Below are 17,061 nucleotides of genomic sequence, written 5' to 3'. Positions count from 1 at the left end.
CTGAAATTATATAGATGAAGAGACCAAATGACGGGTGTGGATAATTAATTATTCCGGCCCGGCATTTGATTTTTCTGCACATAGAGGAGGATACATCATGGAGTTCGATACGATTGCTGCGATATCGACACCCAGCGGCGAAGGAGCCATCGCCATTGTCCGTTTGAGCGGACCGGAAGCAATATCGATTGCTGATTGCCTGTTCCGAGCGGCCAGCGGCAAAACTTTGGCAACGCAGCCGACGCATACCATTCACTACGGCCACCTTCAGGATCCGTGGACAGAGGAAATAGTTGAAGAAGTGATGCTGTCATTCATGAAGGGCCCGAAAACCTTTACACGGGAAGACGTCATCGAGATCAATTGCCACGGGGGAATCGTTTCGGTTAACCGTGTGCTGCAGCTCGTATTGCGCGCCGGAGCACGGCTTGCGGAACCGGGTGAATTTACGAAACGCGCATTCCTGAACGGCCGCATCGATTTATCCCAGGCGGAAGCCGTCATGGATTTGATTCGTGCGAAGACGGACCGTGCCATGGACGTGGCTCTCGGGCAAATGGAAGGGCGGCTGTCGAAACTGATCGGCACATTGCGCCAGGCGCTGCTCGAGTCGATTGCCCAGATGGAAGTCAATATCGATTATCCGGAATACGATGACGTCGAAGAAATGACACGGCCGATGATGCTTGAAAAGGCAAAATGGGTGCAGACGGAAATCGACAAACTTCTTCAGACTTCGTCACAGGGGAAAATTCTCCGTGAAGGGCTTTCCACTGTCATCGTGGGACGTCCGAATGTCGGAAAATCGTCTCTTTTGAACAGTCTGGTCCAGGAAAATAAAGCCATCGTGACTGAAATTGCGGGGACGACCCGTGATATAATAGAGGAATACGTAAATGTTCGCGGTGTGCCGCTTCGCCTGGTCGATACGGCCGGCATTCGGGAAACCGAAGACATTGTTGAACGCATCGGCGTCGAGCGCTCCCGCAAAGTGCTGAAGGAAGCGGATCTTATCCTGTATGTGCTGAATTACGCGGAAGAATTAACCGAAGAAGACGCTTTACTATTTGAAGCGGTCAAAGGGATGAATTATATTGTCGTGGTCAATAAAACCGATTTGCCACGCAAAATCGATATGGAACAAATGCAGCAACTGGCAGGCGGTAATTTGATGGTGACGACTTCTTTAATAGAAGAAGAAGGGATCGATCAACTTGAAAAAGCCATTGCAGATCTGTTTTTTGAAGGCGAAATCGAAGCAGGGGATATGACTTATGTTTCGAACGCACGCCATATTTCATTGTTGCACCAGGCACACCAAACCATTTCGGATGCCATCGGAGCTGCAGAAATGGATGTGCCGGTCGATATGATCCAAATAGATGTTACACGCACTTGGGAAATACTCGGGGAAATTATCGGCGATACGGCTGATGACGGACTCCTGAACCAATTATTCTCGCAGTTCTGCCTAGGAAAATAAAATTTGAAGGGAATGAACGGACATGCCACAATTTGAAGCAGGCACGTTCGATGTAATCGTTGTAGGAGCGGGACACGCAGGCGCTGAAGCAGCGCTGGCCTCTGCACGCATGGGAGCAAAAACGCTTGCCTTAACGATGAATTTGGATATGATCGCGTTTATGCCTTGCAACCCGTCCATCGGTGGACCGGCGAAAGGGATCGTTGTACGCGAAATTGACGCACTTGGTGGAGCCATGGGGCGTGTAATCGATAAAACACACATTCAGATGAGAATGTTGAATACTGCCAAAGGGCCGGCTGTGCGCGCCTTACGTGCCCAGGCTGATAAAGTGCTTTACCAGCAGGAAATGAAACGCTTGATGGAAGACGAAGAAAACCTCGCTCTTCATCAAGGTGTCGTTGAGAAGCTGATTGTTGAAGATGGCACGGTCAAAGGATTGATTACACAGGCTGGCGGCATTTACCGCGCCAATTCGGTAGTCATCACAACAGGCACGTTCCTGCGCGGTGAAATCATCATCGGCGACCTGCGTTATTCAAGCGGACCAAACAACCAGCAGCCTTCGATCAAGTTGGCTGAGCACCTGGAGGAACTCGGCTTTGAAACGGTGCGTTTCAAAACCGGGACACCTCCGCGCGTCAACAGTAAAAGCATCGATTATTCGAAAACGGAAATCCAGCCGGGTGATGAAGAACCGCGGGCATTCGGTTTCGAAACAACAGAATTCATTATGGATCAATTGCCTTGCTGGCTGACATATACAACTGCCGAAACACACCAGATCATTGACGATAATCTTCATCTGTCGCCGATGTATTCGGGGATGGCAAAAGGGACAGGCCCGAGATACTGCCCGTCCATCGAAGACAAAATCGTCCGTTTCGCCGACAAGCCGAGACACCAGATTTTCCTTGAGCCGGAAGGCCGCAATACAAGCGAAGTCTATGTCCAGGGGCTTTCGACGAGTCTGCCGGAACACGTGCAGCGCAAACTTATAGAGTCCATCCCGGGACTTGAAAAAGCGGATATGATGCGCGCCGGCTACGCCATCGAATACGATGCAATCGTACCGACGCAATTATGGCCGACACTCGAATCAAAACAAATTGAAAATCTTTATACAGCCGGCCAGATCAACGGAACATCCGGCTACGAAGAAGCGGCAGGACAAGGATTGATGGCCGGCATCAATGCAGCAGCGAAAGTGCTCGGCAAAGAAGAAGTGATCCTGAGCCGCTCGGAAGCCTATATCGGTGTTCTGATCGACGACCTGGTAACAAAAGGCACGAGTGAACCCTACCGTTTATTGACGTCGCGCGCTGAATATCGTTTATTGCTGCGCCATGACAATGCGGATATGCGCTTGACTGAGCTGGGCTACAAACTCGGCATGATTGATGAAGCACGTTATGACCGCTTTATCGGGAAAAAACAGCGCATCGAAGAAGAAATCGCACGCTTGCGCAAAGCCATGATCAAGCCGACTGAAGAAACACAGCAAGCAATCCGCGATGCAAGCGGCAGCGAACTGAAAGACGGCATCCGTGGTGCGGATCTGTTGAAGCGTCCGGAAATGAACTATGAAATGATTGAGAAATTGACGCCACCTGAAACTAAACTTAGCGAAGATATTAAAGAGCAGGTTGAAATCCAGGTGAAATACGAAGGCTACATCGAAAAGTCCTTGCAGCAAGTGGACAAACTTAAAAAAATGGAAAACAAGAAAATTCCGGACCACATCGATTACCATGCGATTTCCGGCATTGCGACGGAAGCAAGAGGGAAATTGTCAGAGGTCAGACCTCTTTCCATCGCACAAGCTTCCCGAATTTCAGGCGTAAACCCTGCTGACATTTCGATTCTTTTGGTGTATATTGAACAAGGAAGAATCGCGAAAGTTTCGGTATAATTTAGACACAAAAATAATAAAGATAGTAAGGCATTCATATCGCTTCGGCGCTCTGGACAAGGCTCCTGCTATAAGCTAAGTCCGAAGGCGCGCCGGCGCTGAATGAAATATCTGGAGATATGGAGCAAAACAGCGAAGACGCCCAGGGGACCAAGCGAAGTGATGAGATCCACTCGGACGAAGTGAAACGAGACCGAGTTAGCTCAGTGCGAGCCCCCAGGCAAGCGAAGCTGTTTTGCGGAATATCGATTTATATGGACTTACTGTTAGAATATACAAAAAGCCGAAAAAAAGGGCTGGGAGATACCAGCCCTTTTTACATATGATGATGCGTTAAGGTTTGGACAAAAGAGGGAGGAAGAAGCAGATTGAATGAACAGCAATTTAAAGACGCCCTCAGCGAAAAAGGAATAGAACTGGACGACCGGCAACTGCAGCAATTCAAAATTTACTTCGAAGAACTGGTCGAATGGAACGACAAGATGAACCTGACAGCCATCACTGATCAGCCATCTGTTTACCTGAAGCATTTCTACGATTCGATAACGGCGGCTTTTTATTTGGATTTCACCAAGCCGTTAAAATTATGTGATGTAGGAGCCGGTGCCGGTTTCCCGAGCATTCCGTTAAAAATCTGTTTTCCGCAGATCCAGGTGACAATTGTGGATTCATTGAATAAACGCATTCAATTCCTCAACCATTTAAGCGATAAGCTGGAATTGAAAGATGTTGAGTTTGTGCATGCACGAGCGGAAGACTTCGGCCAATCGGAGCATCGCGCAAAATATGATGTGGTGACGGCCCGTGCTGTGGCAAGGCTGTCCGTGCTGGCCGAGCTATGTGTGCCTCTTGTTAAAAACGGAGGAATATTCGCTGCGATGAAAGCAGCTTCCGCAAAGGACGAATTGAAAGATGCCGAACGGGCTCTCGATAAACTCGGGGTCAAACAGGAAAGTGTCCACGCATTCACCTTGCCGATTGAGGAAAGTGAACGGTATTTGCAAGTGTTCCGGAAATTCAAGGAAACACCGAAAAAGTATCCGAGAAAACCGGGTATGCCTAATAAATCACCGATTACTTAAATCAGAAATTTTAATGTTTCACGTGGAACAATTGGAAAAGCAGGTATTGCAGCAGAAACAGCGAATTATGTACAAGTGAGCTTTTAAAAGGTGGTGCTTGAGGATGAAAAGTCCTTTTTCACGTTTCTTCGGGGGCGGAGATAAAGAAGAGACAGAAGTTATTGAAAAACCGGCGAGTGGATCTTCAGAAGAAGTTGTCAAGTTGCCGATTGATAAAATAATTGCGAATAAATTTCAGCCAAGAACAATCTTTGATGAAGATAAAATCGAAGAATTGGCGCGTACGATTCATATGCACGGGGTTATCCAGCCAATCGTAGTGCGGGTTGATGAAGACGATAATTTTGAAATCATTGCAGGGGAACGTCGTTTCCGGGCGATGAAATCATTGGGCTGGGAAGAAGTGCCGGCTATCGTTCGCCAATTGAATGATAAAGAAACAGCGTCTATCGCTTTGATTGAAAATCTTCAGCGCGAAGAACTGACAGCAATCGAGGAAGCCAATGCCTACCACAATCTTTTGGAAATCCATGAGATCACGCAGGAAGCACTGGCTCAACGATTAGGCAAAGGGCAATCTACGGTTTCCAATAAGCTGCGGTTGTTAAAATTGCCGGAAGAGCTGAAGCAGGCTTTGATGGACAGGGTTATTACGGAACGCCATGCCCGTGTGCTGCTGCAATTGAAAGATCCAGCAGTCCAGATAAAATTTTTCCAGGAAACAGTTGAACAGAATCTGAACGTGAAGCAACTGGAAACGAAAGTGAAAAATCATCTTTCGACTGAACCGAAAAAAGCCAAGCCAAAGCGCAAAGCATTCAGCCGTGATGTCAGGATTGCGATGAATACGATCAAGCAATCTGTGACGATGGTGACAAAAAGCGGAATCGATGTATCTTCAGAAGAAGAAGAACATGACGATTATTATCAAATAACGGTGAAAATACCGAAGAAAAAGTCTTAAAAAGCACTTTCCTGTGAGGGAAAGGCTTTTTTTAATCGCTTTGTAATCTTACTTTAGAATTATTTTGATACAATAGAGTGACGGGGAAGAAAACAACAGCGAGAGCGCTGTTTTCTGCAGAAATGAGAAAAGAAGAAGAAAGTTGGTGCAAGTGTGGGTAGAACAATTGCGATCGCCAATCAGAAAGGCGGCGTAGGGAAGACAACATCCTCAGTGAACTTAAGTGCCTGTCTTGCATACTTAGGCCAGAAAGTTCTTTTAATAGATATCGATCCACAAGGGAACGCAACCAGTGGGGTAGGCGTCAATAAAGGAGACGTCGACCAATGTATATATGAAGTACTGATTGACGATGTGGACATTAAAGACACCATTATGGAGACGAAGGTGGAAAACCTTCATTTAGTCCCGGCGACCATATCCCTGGCCGGCGCTGAAATCGAGCTGGTTTCCACCATGTCAAGAGAGGTTCGGCTGAAAGGTGCACTCGAAGAAGTTAAAGGGATGTATGATTACCTCATCATCGATTGTCCGCCGTCATTGGGACTGCTGACCATCAACTCTTTAACGGCTTCCGATGCCATCATCATTCCTGTGCAATGCGAGTATTATGCACTGGAAGGATTAAGCCAATTATTGAGCACTATCCGTCTGGTCCAAAAGCATTTAAACCATGATTTGATGATTGACGGTGTATTATTGACTATGCTCGACGCCCGTACGAATTTGGGCATTCAGGTTATTGAAGAAGTCAAAAAGTATTTTCAGGACAAAGTATACCGGACAATTATTCCCCGGAACGTACGCTTGAGCGAAGCACCAAGCCACGGCGAACCGATTATCATCTACGATGCAAAATCAAAAGGCGCAGAAATGTACTTAGAATTGGCGAGGGAAGTGATTCGTAATGGCTAAAGGATTGGGGAAAGGCATCAACGCTTTATTTCCAGGTGAAAATTTAACGAAAAATGAAACGGTCAGTGAAATCAATATTGCGGATATCAAAGCGAACCCTTATCAACCACGTAAAATCTTCGACGATGCTGCACTGGGTGAATTGGCGGAATCAATCAAAGAGCATGGTATTCTGCAACCGGTAGTGGTCAGGAAAGCAGGAAAGCGTTTTGAACTGGTTGTTGGAGAAAGACGTTTCCGGGCTGCCAAGCTTGCAAAATTAGATGAAATTCCAGCGATCATTAAGGAATTAACAGACCAGCAAATGATGGAACTTGCTATATTGGAAAACCTTCAAAGGGAAGATTTAACACCGATTGAAGAAGCTGAGGCTTACCAGAAATTGATGGAAGCTTTAAACCTGACGCAGGAACAATTGGCTTTCCGTTTAGGAAAAAGCCGTCCACACATAGCAAACCATGTTCGTTTATTGGCATTGCCGAAAGAGGTCCGCCAATTGATTTCAGACAAGAAATTGTCGATGGGGCATGGGCGTACGCTATTAGGTCTCCGTTCTAAGAAAACCATTCCGGAAACAGCTCAGAAAGTTGTCAAAGAAAACTTGAACGTTCGTCAACTTGAGAATCTGGTGCAAAGACTGAACGAAGATGTTCCACGTGAAACAATTGAGAAAAAGAAAGATATCTTTATAGAAGAAAAGCAATCTGAACTTCGTGACCGGTTCGGTACAAACGTCCAAATCAAGAAAAACAAGAACAAAGGAAAAATTGAAATTGAGTTTTTCTCGGAAGAAGACCTGGAACGAATATTGGAACTTTTGAATTAACAAGCCTGTGCCTATTCTCCTCAGAAGGGGAATAGGTTCTGTTTATGTGACAGGGCTTTGAATGTTGAAAGTGGCGAGTCAGTTTTGGAGTGGGGGAAGGAGCTGGATAGATGGTTCTTTTAGGAACGTTGATAAATGCGGCATTGATAATTGCAGGAACTCTTATCGGCAGAGCTCTTCGGAATATCCCGGATAAGATGAAGGAAACAGTTATGTATGCGATTGGATTGGCAGTAGTGGTGCTCGGCCTGCAAATGGGATTCGAAAGCCAGAATTTCGTAATTGTCATCATCAGCCTGGTGTTTGGAACGGTCATCGGTGAATGGGCGAATCTTGACGGGAAACTCAATAATTTTGGCCATTGGATTGAAGTTAAACTTGGCGCGAAAGAAAGCAAGGGAAGTATCGCACAGGGCTTTGTTACCGCCACGCTGATTTTCGTGATCGGGGCAATGGGTATCATCGGCGCTTTGGAAAGCGGCCTGAGCAATGAACACGGCGTTTTGATCTCGAAAGGCATTATCGATGGATTCACCTCGATCATCCTGGCGTCGACGCTGGGCATCGGAGTATTATTATCTGCTGCGCCGGTATTCGTTTATCAGGGGCTGATTGCGCTTTTTGCCACGCAGATCAGCCTGCTTATACCTGAGGCGGCACTCGATTTGTTTATCTCAGAAATGTCAGCTGCCGGCGGTATAATGATTGTCGCAATCGGTTTTAATCTGATGGGTATTACAAAAATACGGGTGGCGAATTTATTGCCCGGAATTTTAGTTGTTGCATTGGCAGTCACGGTAATTTATCAATTCAATTTGATGCCTTAAGGAAGTGAAACAATAATGACTTTAGAAAGCCTGTATGAGGCAGCCTTTGAGATGCTGACAGATGAGGCGATGTGGATAGGGTTTGGTTGGATCATTGTGAAAGTGATCCTGATTACACTGGCCGCCTATATTACCGTAATTGTCATAAGAGTTGTCGTACGGAAAACATTCTCGGTCAGGATCCGCGGACCGTTGAAATACAATGAGCGGCGTCAGCAGACTTTGTCGAAATTGCTTGAAAATGTTGTGGCTTATGTCGTGTATTTTGTTGCCATCATTGCGGTGTTATCGACCTTCACGATCGACATTACCGGGTTGATAGCCGGTGCAGGTGTGCTGGGTCTCGCAATCGGCTTCGGTGCGCAGAACCTCGTGCGCGATATCATCACTGGATTTTTCATCATTTTTGAAGACCAGTTTTCGGTAGGTGATTACGTGCGGATCGGGCTGGCTGAAGGCACGGTTGAAGAAATTGGATTGCGGACGACAAAAGTGAAGGCATGGACGGGGGAATTATTCATTTTTCCGAACGGCAATGTAACCGATGTAGTCAATTTTTCCATTCATAATTCGATTGCGGTGGTGGATGTCAATATTTCCTATGAATCGGATATTGCGAAAGTGGAAAACCTGATTATTGAGTTTCTGGAAACTCTGCAGGATCGTTATGAACAGATCATCAAGCCGGCTGAATTGCTCGGAGTACAAAATCTGACGACAACAGAAGTGGTCATGCGCATTACAGCCGAGACCTTGCCGATGCAGCATTTTGCAATCGCCAGAAGTATGCGTCGGGATTTAAAGGAATTCCTCGATCAACGTGGAGTTGAAATTCCTTACCCCCGCATGGTGATGATGCAGCGCTCGCCGGAAGCATCGAATTCGACAGCAATTGCCAAAAAGTAATAAAGAGAAACTTCGTTCAGCGGGAATATTTACTACCGCTGAACGTTAGTTGATCCAATCGGGTTTTTATGGTCAGTCGGATCTCCCGTTCGAAGAAGAGGGAGTCATACTGACCGTTAATACGGGATAAGGGAGTTTGGACGATGGAAATGAAAGAGTTCGGTCTGAATGATGTCGTTGAAATGAAAAAAGGCCATCCTTGCGGCGCAAATGCCTGGAAAATCATCCGGATGGGTGCGGATATCCGCATCAAATGTGAAGGATGCCAGCACAGCGTCATGATTCCACGAAATGAATTCAATAAGAAGATGAAAAAAGTTCTGGTAAAAGCCGAAACGGAATGATTAATGGACATTTCGTTGTTCTGTTCCTATAATAGAGAAGCTGTAAAAAATAAATTGTTTTTTATAAAAGAAAGGTCGTGAATCCTTTGGCATTAACTGCAGGGATTGTAGGATTACCAAACGTAGGGAAATCCACATTATTTAACGCTATAACTAAAGCGGGCGCGGAAGCGGCAAATTACCCGTTCTGTACAATAGACCCAAACGTCGGGATTGTAGAAGTTCCGGATGAACGCTTAGATAAACTGACTGAATTGGTCGAACCGAAAAAAACTGTTCCGACTGCGTTTGAATTCACGGACATTGCGGGTATCGTAAAAGGCGCCAGCAAAGGTGAAGGATTGGGCAATAAATTCCTCTCACACATTCGTGAAGTGGATGCCATCTGCCAGGTAGTGCGCTGTTTTGCAGATGACAACGTTACACACGTGTCCGGAAATGTGGATCCGATTTCCGATATTGAAGTCATCAATCTTGAATTGATTCTTGCTGATATGGAAAGCATTGAAAAAAGGATTGCCCGTGCAGCGAAACTTGTTAAACAAAAAGACAAGGAAGCAGTGGCGGAAGAGCCGGTTCTTATGAAATTGCGCGAAACCTTCGAAGAAGGAAAGCTTGCCCGGTCCATCGATTTTACGGATGATGAAATGCGTATTGCTAAAAACTTGAATTTATTGACACTAAAGCCTATGCTTTATGTTGCCAACGTAGCTGAAGATGAAATTGCAGAAGCTGATAATAATCCGTACGTGCAGGAAGTACGGAAATATGCGGCTGAAGATAATTCAGAGGTCATCGTGGTTTGTGCGAAAATTGAGGAAGAAATGGCCGAGTTGGAAGATGAGGAAAAAGAAATGTTCCTTGAAGAACTTGGCATCGAAGAATCAGGCTTGGATCAATTGGTCAAAGCATCGTACAATTTGCTTGGACTTGCGACATACTTCACTGCCGGCGTGCAGGAAGTTCGTGCATGGACATTCAAAAAAGGGATGAAAGCCCCGCAATGTGCCGGTGTAATTCACTCTGATTTCGAGCGTGGTTTTATTCGTGCCGAAACAGTAGCTTATGAAGAGCTGGTGGAAGCCGGTTCAATGGCTTCTGCAAAAGAAGCTGGGAAAGTTCGCCAGGAAGGCAAGGAATATCTTGTCAAAGACGGCGATGTCATGTTGTTCAGATTTAATGTGTAAGACTTTGGAAGCCGCCATGGATACAACTCAAGAATAACCAAGGCGACAGACCGAGTCAGGAATAATAAACCAAACCGGATGCCTTTTTGCATCCGGTTTTTAATTTGGGAGGGTAAAACATGTTGTTATTTGTATATGGAACATTAAAGACAGGCGGAAAATATCATTTCTATCTGGAGGAAGCTTCCTTGAAAGCTGAGCAGGCAGTTGCTGCAGGTTCTCTTTATGATACCGGACTCGGCTATCCGGCGATGAGACTGGATGGAACGGATCAGATCCACGGAGAAGTTTACGAAATACCGGAAGTGCTGTGGCCGGCAATCGACTTTCTTGAAGACTGCACAGGAGATGAAGCAACCGATCTTTACGAGAAAGCGGTGATTCCTGTGGAAGTTAACGGAGAAGTTCTGGAAGCCACGGTGTATCTGGCAAAAGATAAAGAGCTATTGAAAACGAAAATTTCAGGCGGCGTTTGGGATATTGCATACGTATAGAAAAGCGACAGCGCCCGTTAAGCTCTGAAAGGCATAAGGCAGACCAGCGAAGTGGCCTTGGCCGCGCAGCTGGGTTGCCTTATGACCCGAAGAGCTGGGTGGCTGGAGTCTGGACAAAGAAAAGTAGAAACAAGAAAACCGTTCATTCTAAGGACTCGGGATATTCATCATAAATACGAAGACGGGGCTGTGAAGGATCATCGAGGATCCAGGCTTCGTCTTTTTCTTTGCGCAATTTACTGTGCATCAGAAAATCTCCCGCTGCCCCAGTAGCGAGCATCGCACCGAGGAGCACGAGAACCTGGTCTTCCAGCCAGAAACCGATGATCGTCGGAAGAACAGCAGTGGTCCAAAAAGGCAACAGCAGCACTTTGCGCATTGTCTTGTTTTGAACCGGTGCGCTGCTGGTCGCGTAGGCATAGCCCTTAGACAAATCAATGCCGTAACTGAGGGAAGAAAGCGGCACTTTTCCGAACACTATGAAACCAATAAGATGAAAAAGTTCATGCAATAGGATCAACACGATATAGCCGATTGTAAAATAGGCAATGCCAAAAAGGGAAAAGCCGAATGTTAAGGGCTCTGCAAACAGGTGATAGGCGACAGCAAAAGCGATCAGCAGCCATATATTGATCCACAGCATTTTAGGTGCGATTTCTTCCAGTTTTAATTCGATTACGGATGAAGGTTTCACTGGTTCACTTCCTTTTCGTTTGAAAATTCGGTGGTGAAGAGGGATTCTAAAAGAGAGAAGTTTTCCTCTATATAATGAAATTATAGCTGATTATCCTGTGGAAATGACAGTTGCAGGGCATATCCGTTTGTGCTACAATACAGTGATGTGAGTAATATTTTTAATTGCTTGCTCCTTGCCCGCTGAAATCAGTAGGGCCCAAGTCCATAAGGAGGTGACAACACGATGAGAGAGTATGAACTAATGTACATTATTCAGCCTGCAATTGAAGAGGAAGCGAAAAAAGCTCTAGTTGAGCGTTTTGACGAAATCCTTACTACTAACGGTGCTGAAATCATCGAGTCGAAAGAATGGGGTAAACGTCGTTTAGCTTACGAGATCAATGATTTGCGTGAAGGTTTCTACCAGATCGTTAAACTTAACGCTGGCTCTGAAGCTATCAACGAATTTACACGTCTTGCGAACATTAACGAAGACATCATTCGCCATATCGCTGTACGCAAAGACGCGTAAGCGCCATATGGAATTGTAAATATTCTTGACTTAAAGGAGGTTGAATTCTGATGATTAACCGAGTTGTTTTAGTCGGAAGGCTGACAAAAGATCCAGATCTTCGCTACACACCAAGCGGGGCGGCGGTGACACGTTTTACACTGGCTGTAAACCGGACATTCTCCAATGCGCAAGGTGAAAAAGAAGCGGATTTTATCAACTGTACTGTTTGGCGCAAACAAGCTGAAAACACAGCGAACTTCCTGAAAAAAGGAAGCTTGGCAGGTGTTGAAGGCCGTATCCAGACAGGCAGCTACGAGGGACAGGATGGAAAACGTGTTGTGCGCCCATCAGGTGCGATGAATAAAATGTTAGTAGCGTAAACATACAGATAATTCACAAAAGTGCTTAAAGCACATCTGTTCGTCAACAACCTTATCCGAGAGGGAAACCAAACGGGGAGTGTAGCATGGTTGTAAAGTGGTAAGTTGGAAAGTCATCATTCCACAACTGAACTGCGAGACGATAAAAGTAGTATGAACAAGGTTGAAAGCTAAACTGCTTGAACACTAACCCAAAGTGGAATAATGCCACCCGTGACAAAAGATGGCTAGACATGTCATGCGATGTTCAGCAACACAAATTAGACTCGGTTGTGTTGCGTTGTGAAGGAATATCGGCTATATATCATCGATATAAAAGGGTGAAAGGTGCAACCGAAATCATACGAACGCTGTATTCATCGTATTTAATGGGGATTACCTAACCTGGAAAGCCCTAATGGGCTATGACATTTAGTGTCTGAATATCCAGTATGGTAACGGAGTTCTCGTAGTAGTCCGAGATAGGGAAAGCCTATCACATGGCGAAGGGGAACAGCTTGCAATGTTCAATAGAGAATATGGAAAGGTGCGTGAGGCACTATGAGAAATCCACTTTCGGTATTGGACAGTCTAGAGGGAAAAGATGCCAACTATGAATTTCATAGACTATACAGAAACCTTTATAATGTTGATTTCTACTTAACAGCGTATAGCAACATATACGCTAAAGAAGGAAACATGACTAAAGGGAATGACAATCTTACGATAGACGGCATGAGTATTGAGAGAATCAACAATATAATAGAAAGAATCAAGGATTTGAGCTATAAACCAAATCCAGCACGAAGAGTTTACATCCCTAAGAAAAATGGGAAGAAGAGACCGCTAGGTATTCCTTCCTTCGATGACAAACTCGTTCAAGAAGTGTTAAGAATGATTCTCGAAAGTATATATGATAAAAACTTCTCTGATAAATCTCATGGTTTCAGACCTAACAGAAGTTGTCACACAGCTCTTGAACAATTCCAAACTTTAGCAACTGGTGCAAAATGGTGGATTGAGGGAGATATCGAAGGTTTCTTCGATAACATCGACCATCAAACCCTTATAGGTATCCTAAGAAGAAGAATCAAGGACGAACGCTTCATCCAACTGATCCAGAAATTCTTGAAAGCAGGATACATGGAAGAATGGACCTTTCATAAAACTATTAGCGGAACACCACAAGGAGGAATCATCAGCCCCCTGCTAGCTAACATCTACCTAAATGAATTAGATGAGTTTGTAGAAGAACTCAAAGGAAAATTCGATATAGGAAAGAAAAGAGCTAGGAGCCATGAATATAAAATGGCTTCTCAAAGATTATACAGAGCAAGAAAAAGATATGAGGAAACTAAAGAGCATCTATCTGACGCTGAAAAAGCTGAAGCAATAAATATCATCAAAAATCTAAAAGAGGAAACCTACCGTTTCCCCTCAACAGAACCTTTTGACGAAAACTTCAAACGAATTCAGTATGTTAGATACGCAGACGACTTCCTCATAAGTGTAATCGGGAGTAAAAAGGACGCTGAAATGATAAAGGCAGAATTGACAGGTTTCCTCAAGGAAACATTAAAGCTCAATCTCTCACCGGATAAAACTCTTATTACTCACTCACCAGAAAAAGCTAATTTTCTTGGATATGAAGTGTTCATAGGTAAAAACGACAACAGAAGTAAAGATTCCAACGGAATCTCAAAGAGAAGATACAACAATGCCGTCAATTTATCAATGTCAAAAGATGTATGGATAAATAAACTCTTCGAACTGAAAGCCATCAAAATAAGTAACGATGGTAAACAGTTCAGAGCAATGCATAGAGCATCTCTATTAAACAACGATGATTTAGAGATTTTTCTCACCTATAACGCGGAAATTAGAGGTTTGTATAATTACTACCAACTAGCCAACGACGTACACATGTTAAATGACTTTAGATTTTGGATGAGATGGAGCTTACTTAAAACTCTAGCTAATAAGTACAAAACTAACGCCAAAACCATGAACAAGAAGTACAGCGTCAATGGCAAATTAGGAGTTAAATATACAAACAGCAAGGGCATAGAAAGAAGTATTATCTTCTTTGATGAACCCATCCGCAAGGGAACAAAAATCATAAATCAAGAAGTTGATAAATTACCCACCACTATGAAGTACAAGAGTAGAACAAATCTAACGGACAGATTAAAAGCTGAAAAATGCGAATGGTGTCATGAAAAAGAAAACCCAATCGAAATCCATCACGTCAGGAAACTTAAAGACCTAAGTGGAAAGAAGAAATGGGGAAAATTCATGATTGCCAGAAACAGGAAGACTTTAGCACTCTGCCGAGATTGTCACTACAAACTGCATAGAGGCTTACTAGACTAAATACAAGTGGAAAGCCGTATACATCGAGAGGTGTACGTACGGTTTGGAGGAGAGTTCAAGGAAACCTACTTAGAGACATCGCAAGAGTACAGTTCGTAGAGCGCAATTGACTATATGAACCGCACTGATGGAATCTAAGCAAGGCGTCGGGTTCTTATCCTACTATACGACTGAAGTGGTGGCGGACAGCGTTCAATTCCTTGAACCGCGAAGCGCAAATGCCGGTTCAGACCGTTCACAAGGGCAACAGCCATCCTATCAGCAGAACCAACCGACAAGTCAGCCAAGTCAGCAAAATAATCATACCCGTGTAGACCAGGATCCATTCTCGAACAACAGCGGACCGATCGAAGTTTCGGATGACGATCTGCCGTTCTAAGAGGAACTGGCCAAAGGGCTTAAAATCTTAACAAAAAGGAGGTAATTCGATATGGCACCACGTCGCGGAGGCAAAAAGCGTAAAAAGGTTTGTTATTTTACGTCAAACAACATCACGGCAATCGACTATAAAGATACAGACCTATTGAAGAAATTCATTTCTGAAAGAGGGAAAATCTTGCCACGTCGTGTTACAGGCACAAGCGCTAAATGGCAACGTAAGTTGACAATCGCTATCAAACGCGCTCGTATCATGGCACTTATTCCGTTTGTTGCGGAAGAAAGATAATTAACACACAAAAAGACCGGGAAACCGGTCTTTTTGTGTTTGTCGAAAAACTATTGTCTGTTCTAATCATTTCGCTCTAGGCGGACGCTTTCCGCGGGCGTGGCCTGAGCCTCCTCGCTCGCTTCGCTCACTGTGGGGTCTCAGGACTCACGCTATTCCCGCAGGAGTCGCCGCCTGCTGCTTCATTCGGGATTTGTTATCTAACTTGCTATTACATTTAAAAATGAAATTTCTAAATCTCGCATTTTTATTTAAGAATTTCCGAAGATATGGAGCAAAACAGCGAAGACGCCCAGGGGACCAAGCGAAGTGCTGAGATCCACTCGGGCGAAGTGGAACGAGCCCGAGTTAGCTCAGTGCGAGCCCCCAGGCAAGCAAGCTGTTTTGCGGAATATCGGTTATATAGTAGAAACATTTTTTTATTTTCATACATATGTGAACTTTTAAAGAAGAGGGCGAGGCAGATGCAGTGCCTCGAGGCTTCACCCTTTTTTGTTCACGTTCTGCAATCGTGTTACAATTATAAGGATGAAATAAACCCGAAAGAAGGGGAAAAACAGCTTCATGCAAAATCAACGCACAAAACAAATAACGAACGGTGCTTTGATGGCGGCAGTGTTTACGGTATTGCTGGCCATTTCGGTATACGTTCCTCTTTTAAATGTAGTTACCACCTTGTTTCTGGCTTTGCCGGCAGCCTGGTACAGCGCCAAATATTCATGGAAACCGACTGCACTGTTTGCTGCGGTCTGCCTGTTTCTCAGCTTTATCATCGGTGGTATTTTATCTCTTCCGCTGGCACTGATTTATCTGCCGTTGGGGCTGGCTATTGGACAGTCAATCCATTACAGGAAAAGTAAATTATTCATGTTCATCAGCGCAAGCCTTGTGACGCTGTTTTCGGTCATGGCGCAATATGTGATTTCAATCTGGCTTCTGGGTATCAATGTTATAGAAGAATTTATTACAATGACCCGCACAACGTATGCTAAAGGTGGAGAATGGGTGGAACGAATCGGCGGCGATGCCGAACAAATTGAACAGTACAATGAAGCTTCAAGGCAAATGCTTACTTCATTGGAAACTTTGATACCAACTTTGCTCATTATGGCAGTTTTTATGACTGTCTGGATCCTTCTGCTGATTAATTTGCCGGTTTTAAAACGGCTGGGCATAGCGGTTCCAAAATTCCCTCCATTTTCTGATATGAAATTACCGAAATCTGTATTATGGTATTATTTAATCGTATTACTTATTTCATTGCTGATGGAATTGGAACAGGGAACTATGGCATACTTAGCGTTTATGAATGCGACAATGCTTTTACAGATGCTTCTGTTCCTGCAGGGGATATCTTTCTACCATTTCTATATCAAGCAGGAAGGCTGGCCGAAATGGGTGACAGTCGTTGTCACAATCCTGGCATTGCCGTTACAGGCATTTACAATAATCGTTGGAATCGTGGACCTTGGATTCGATATCCGGGGCTGGGTCAAAAAGGCACATGATTTTAAAGGGAAATAAGGAGCTGAA

General features: G+C 44.6%; 16 protein-coding genes and 2 pseudogenes. 17 read left to right on the top strand and 1 reads right to left on the bottom strand.

Going from position 1 to position 17,061, the window contains the following annotated elements:
- Positions 1-97 precede the first annotated feature (97 nt).
- The 11 genes from mnmE (at position 98) to ACFQ1X_RS09950 (ending at position 10,940) form a co-directional block, all read left to right on the top strand.
- A complete protein-coding gene (mnmE, locus tag ACFQ1X_RS10000; RefSeq protein WP_144839699.1) occupies positions 98-1,483 on the top strand; it encodes a tRNA uridine-5-carboxymethylaminomethyl(34) synthesis GTPase MnmE in 1,386 nt (461 codons plus the stop codon).
- 22 nt (positions 1,484-1,505) lie between these two features.
- Complete coding sequence (gene mnmG, locus ACFQ1X_RS09995) at positions 1,506-3,395, top strand: tRNA uridine-5-carboxymethylaminomethyl(34) synthesis enzyme MnmG (protein WP_144839701.1); 1,890 nt, start codon at positions 1,506-1,508, stop codon at positions 3,393-3,395.
- Positions 3,396-3,763: 368 nt separating this feature from the next.
- Positions 3,764-4,477, top strand: a complete 714-nt coding sequence (rsmG, locus tag ACFQ1X_RS09990; protein WP_144839703.1) for a 16S rRNA (guanine(527)-N(7))-methyltransferase RsmG — start codon at positions 3,764-3,766, stop codon at positions 4,475-4,477.
- Between the two features lie 103 nt (positions 4,478-4,580).
- Positions 4,581-5,441, top strand: a complete 861-nt coding sequence (gene noc, locus ACFQ1X_RS09985) for a nucleoid occlusion protein (protein ID WP_144839705.1) — start codon at positions 4,581-4,583, stop codon at positions 5,439-5,441.
- Positions 5,442-5,594: 153 nt separating this feature from the next.
- Complete coding sequence (locus ACFQ1X_RS09980; RefSeq protein ID WP_144839707.1) at positions 5,595-6,356, top strand: ParA family protein; 762 nt, start codon at positions 5,595-5,597, stop codon at positions 6,354-6,356.
- A complete protein-coding gene (locus ACFQ1X_RS09975; RefSeq protein WP_144839709.1) occupies positions 6,349-7,182 on the top strand; it encodes a ParB/RepB/Spo0J family partition protein in 834 nt (277 codons plus the stop codon). Before ACFQ1X_RS09980 ends, ACFQ1X_RS09975 begins: the two co-directional genes overlap by 8 nt.
- Before the next feature lie 110 nt (positions 7,183-7,292).
- Positions 7,293-8,009 (top strand): DUF554 domain-containing protein, encoded by a 717-nt coding sequence (locus tag ACFQ1X_RS09970; protein WP_144839711.1) that lies wholly within the window; start codon positions 7,293-7,295, stop codon positions 8,007-8,009.
- Between the two features lie 15 nt (positions 8,010-8,024).
- Positions 8,025-8,915: a mechanosensitive ion channel family protein gene (locus ACFQ1X_RS09965; RefSeq protein ID WP_144839713.1), complete on the top strand. Its 891-nt coding sequence runs from the start codon at positions 8,025-8,027 to the stop codon at positions 8,913-8,915.
- Positions 8,916-9,058: 143 nt separating this feature from the next.
- Positions 9,059-9,259: a DUF951 domain-containing protein gene (locus ACFQ1X_RS09960; protein WP_144839715.1), complete on the top strand. Its 201-nt coding sequence runs from the start codon at positions 9,059-9,061 to the stop codon at positions 9,257-9,259.
- A gap of 86 nt (positions 9,260-9,345) precedes the next feature.
- Positions 9,346-10,446, top strand: coding sequence for a redox-regulated ATPase YchF (gene ychF, locus ACFQ1X_RS09955; RefSeq protein ID WP_144839717.1), 1,101 nt, complete (start codon positions 9,346-9,348; stop codon positions 10,444-10,446).
- Between the two features lie 119 nt (positions 10,447-10,565).
- Positions 10,566-10,940, top strand: coding sequence for a gamma-glutamylcyclotransferase family protein (locus ACFQ1X_RS09950; RefSeq protein ID WP_379082355.1), 375 nt, complete (start codon positions 10,566-10,568; stop codon positions 10,938-10,940).
- A gap of 142 nt (positions 10,941-11,082) precedes the next feature.
- Here ACFQ1X_RS09950 and ACFQ1X_RS09945 read toward each other — a convergent pair whose 3' ends face one another.
- Entirely contained in the window at positions 11,083-11,634 is a 552-nt protein-coding gene (locus tag ACFQ1X_RS09945; RefSeq protein WP_144839721.1) for a DUF3267 domain-containing protein, read from the bottom strand.
- A 225-nt stretch (positions 11,635-11,859) separates the two neighbouring features.
- Here ACFQ1X_RS09945 and rpsF point away from each other — a divergent pair, with 225 nt between their 5' ends.
- The 6 genes and pseudogenes from rpsF to ACFQ1X_RS09915 all read left to right on the top strand — a co-directional run bounded on the left by rpsF (position 11,860) and on the right by ACFQ1X_RS09915 (position 17,052).
- Positions 11,860-12,147: a 30S ribosomal protein S6 gene (gene rpsF / locus ACFQ1X_RS09940; RefSeq protein ID WP_144839723.1), complete on the top strand. Its 288-nt coding sequence runs from the start codon at positions 11,860-11,862 to the stop codon at positions 12,145-12,147.
- 50 nt (positions 12,148-12,197) lie between these two features.
- Positions 12,198-12,467 (top strand): annotated as a pseudogene (ssb, locus tag ACFQ1X_RS09935) (single-stranded DNA-binding protein); the annotation flags it as partial.
- A 582-nt stretch (positions 12,468-13,049) separates the two neighbouring features.
- Entirely contained in the window at positions 13,050-14,861 is a 1,812-nt protein-coding gene (gene ltrA / locus ACFQ1X_RS09930; protein ID WP_144839725.1) for a group II intron reverse transcriptase/maturase, read from the top strand.
- Positions 14,862-15,024: 163 nt separating this feature from the next.
- Positions 15,025-15,240, top strand: a pseudogene (locus ACFQ1X_RS09925) (single-stranded DNA-binding protein); the annotation flags it as partial.
- 51 nt (positions 15,241-15,291) lie between these two features.
- On the top strand, positions 15,292-15,528 hold the full coding sequence (gene rpsR / locus ACFQ1X_RS09920) for a 30S ribosomal protein S18 (RefSeq protein ID WP_144839727.1): 237 nt from the start codon (positions 15,292-15,294) through the stop codon (positions 15,526-15,528).
- Between the two features lie 564 nt (positions 15,529-16,092).
- The gene (locus ACFQ1X_RS09915) at positions 16,093-17,052 is read left to right on the top strand and encodes a YybS family protein (protein ID WP_144839728.1); all 960 of its coding nucleotides are present in this window, start codon (positions 16,093-16,095) and stop codon (positions 17,050-17,052) included.
- Positions 17,053-17,061: the final 9 nt, after the last annotated feature.

Source organism: Metaplanococcus flavidus, from assembly GCF_042675885.1.
GTDB lineage: Bacteria > Bacillota > Bacilli > Bacillales_A > Planococcaceae > Planococcus > Planococcus flavidus.
This window is presented reverse-complemented; position numbering and strand designations above follow the sequence as displayed.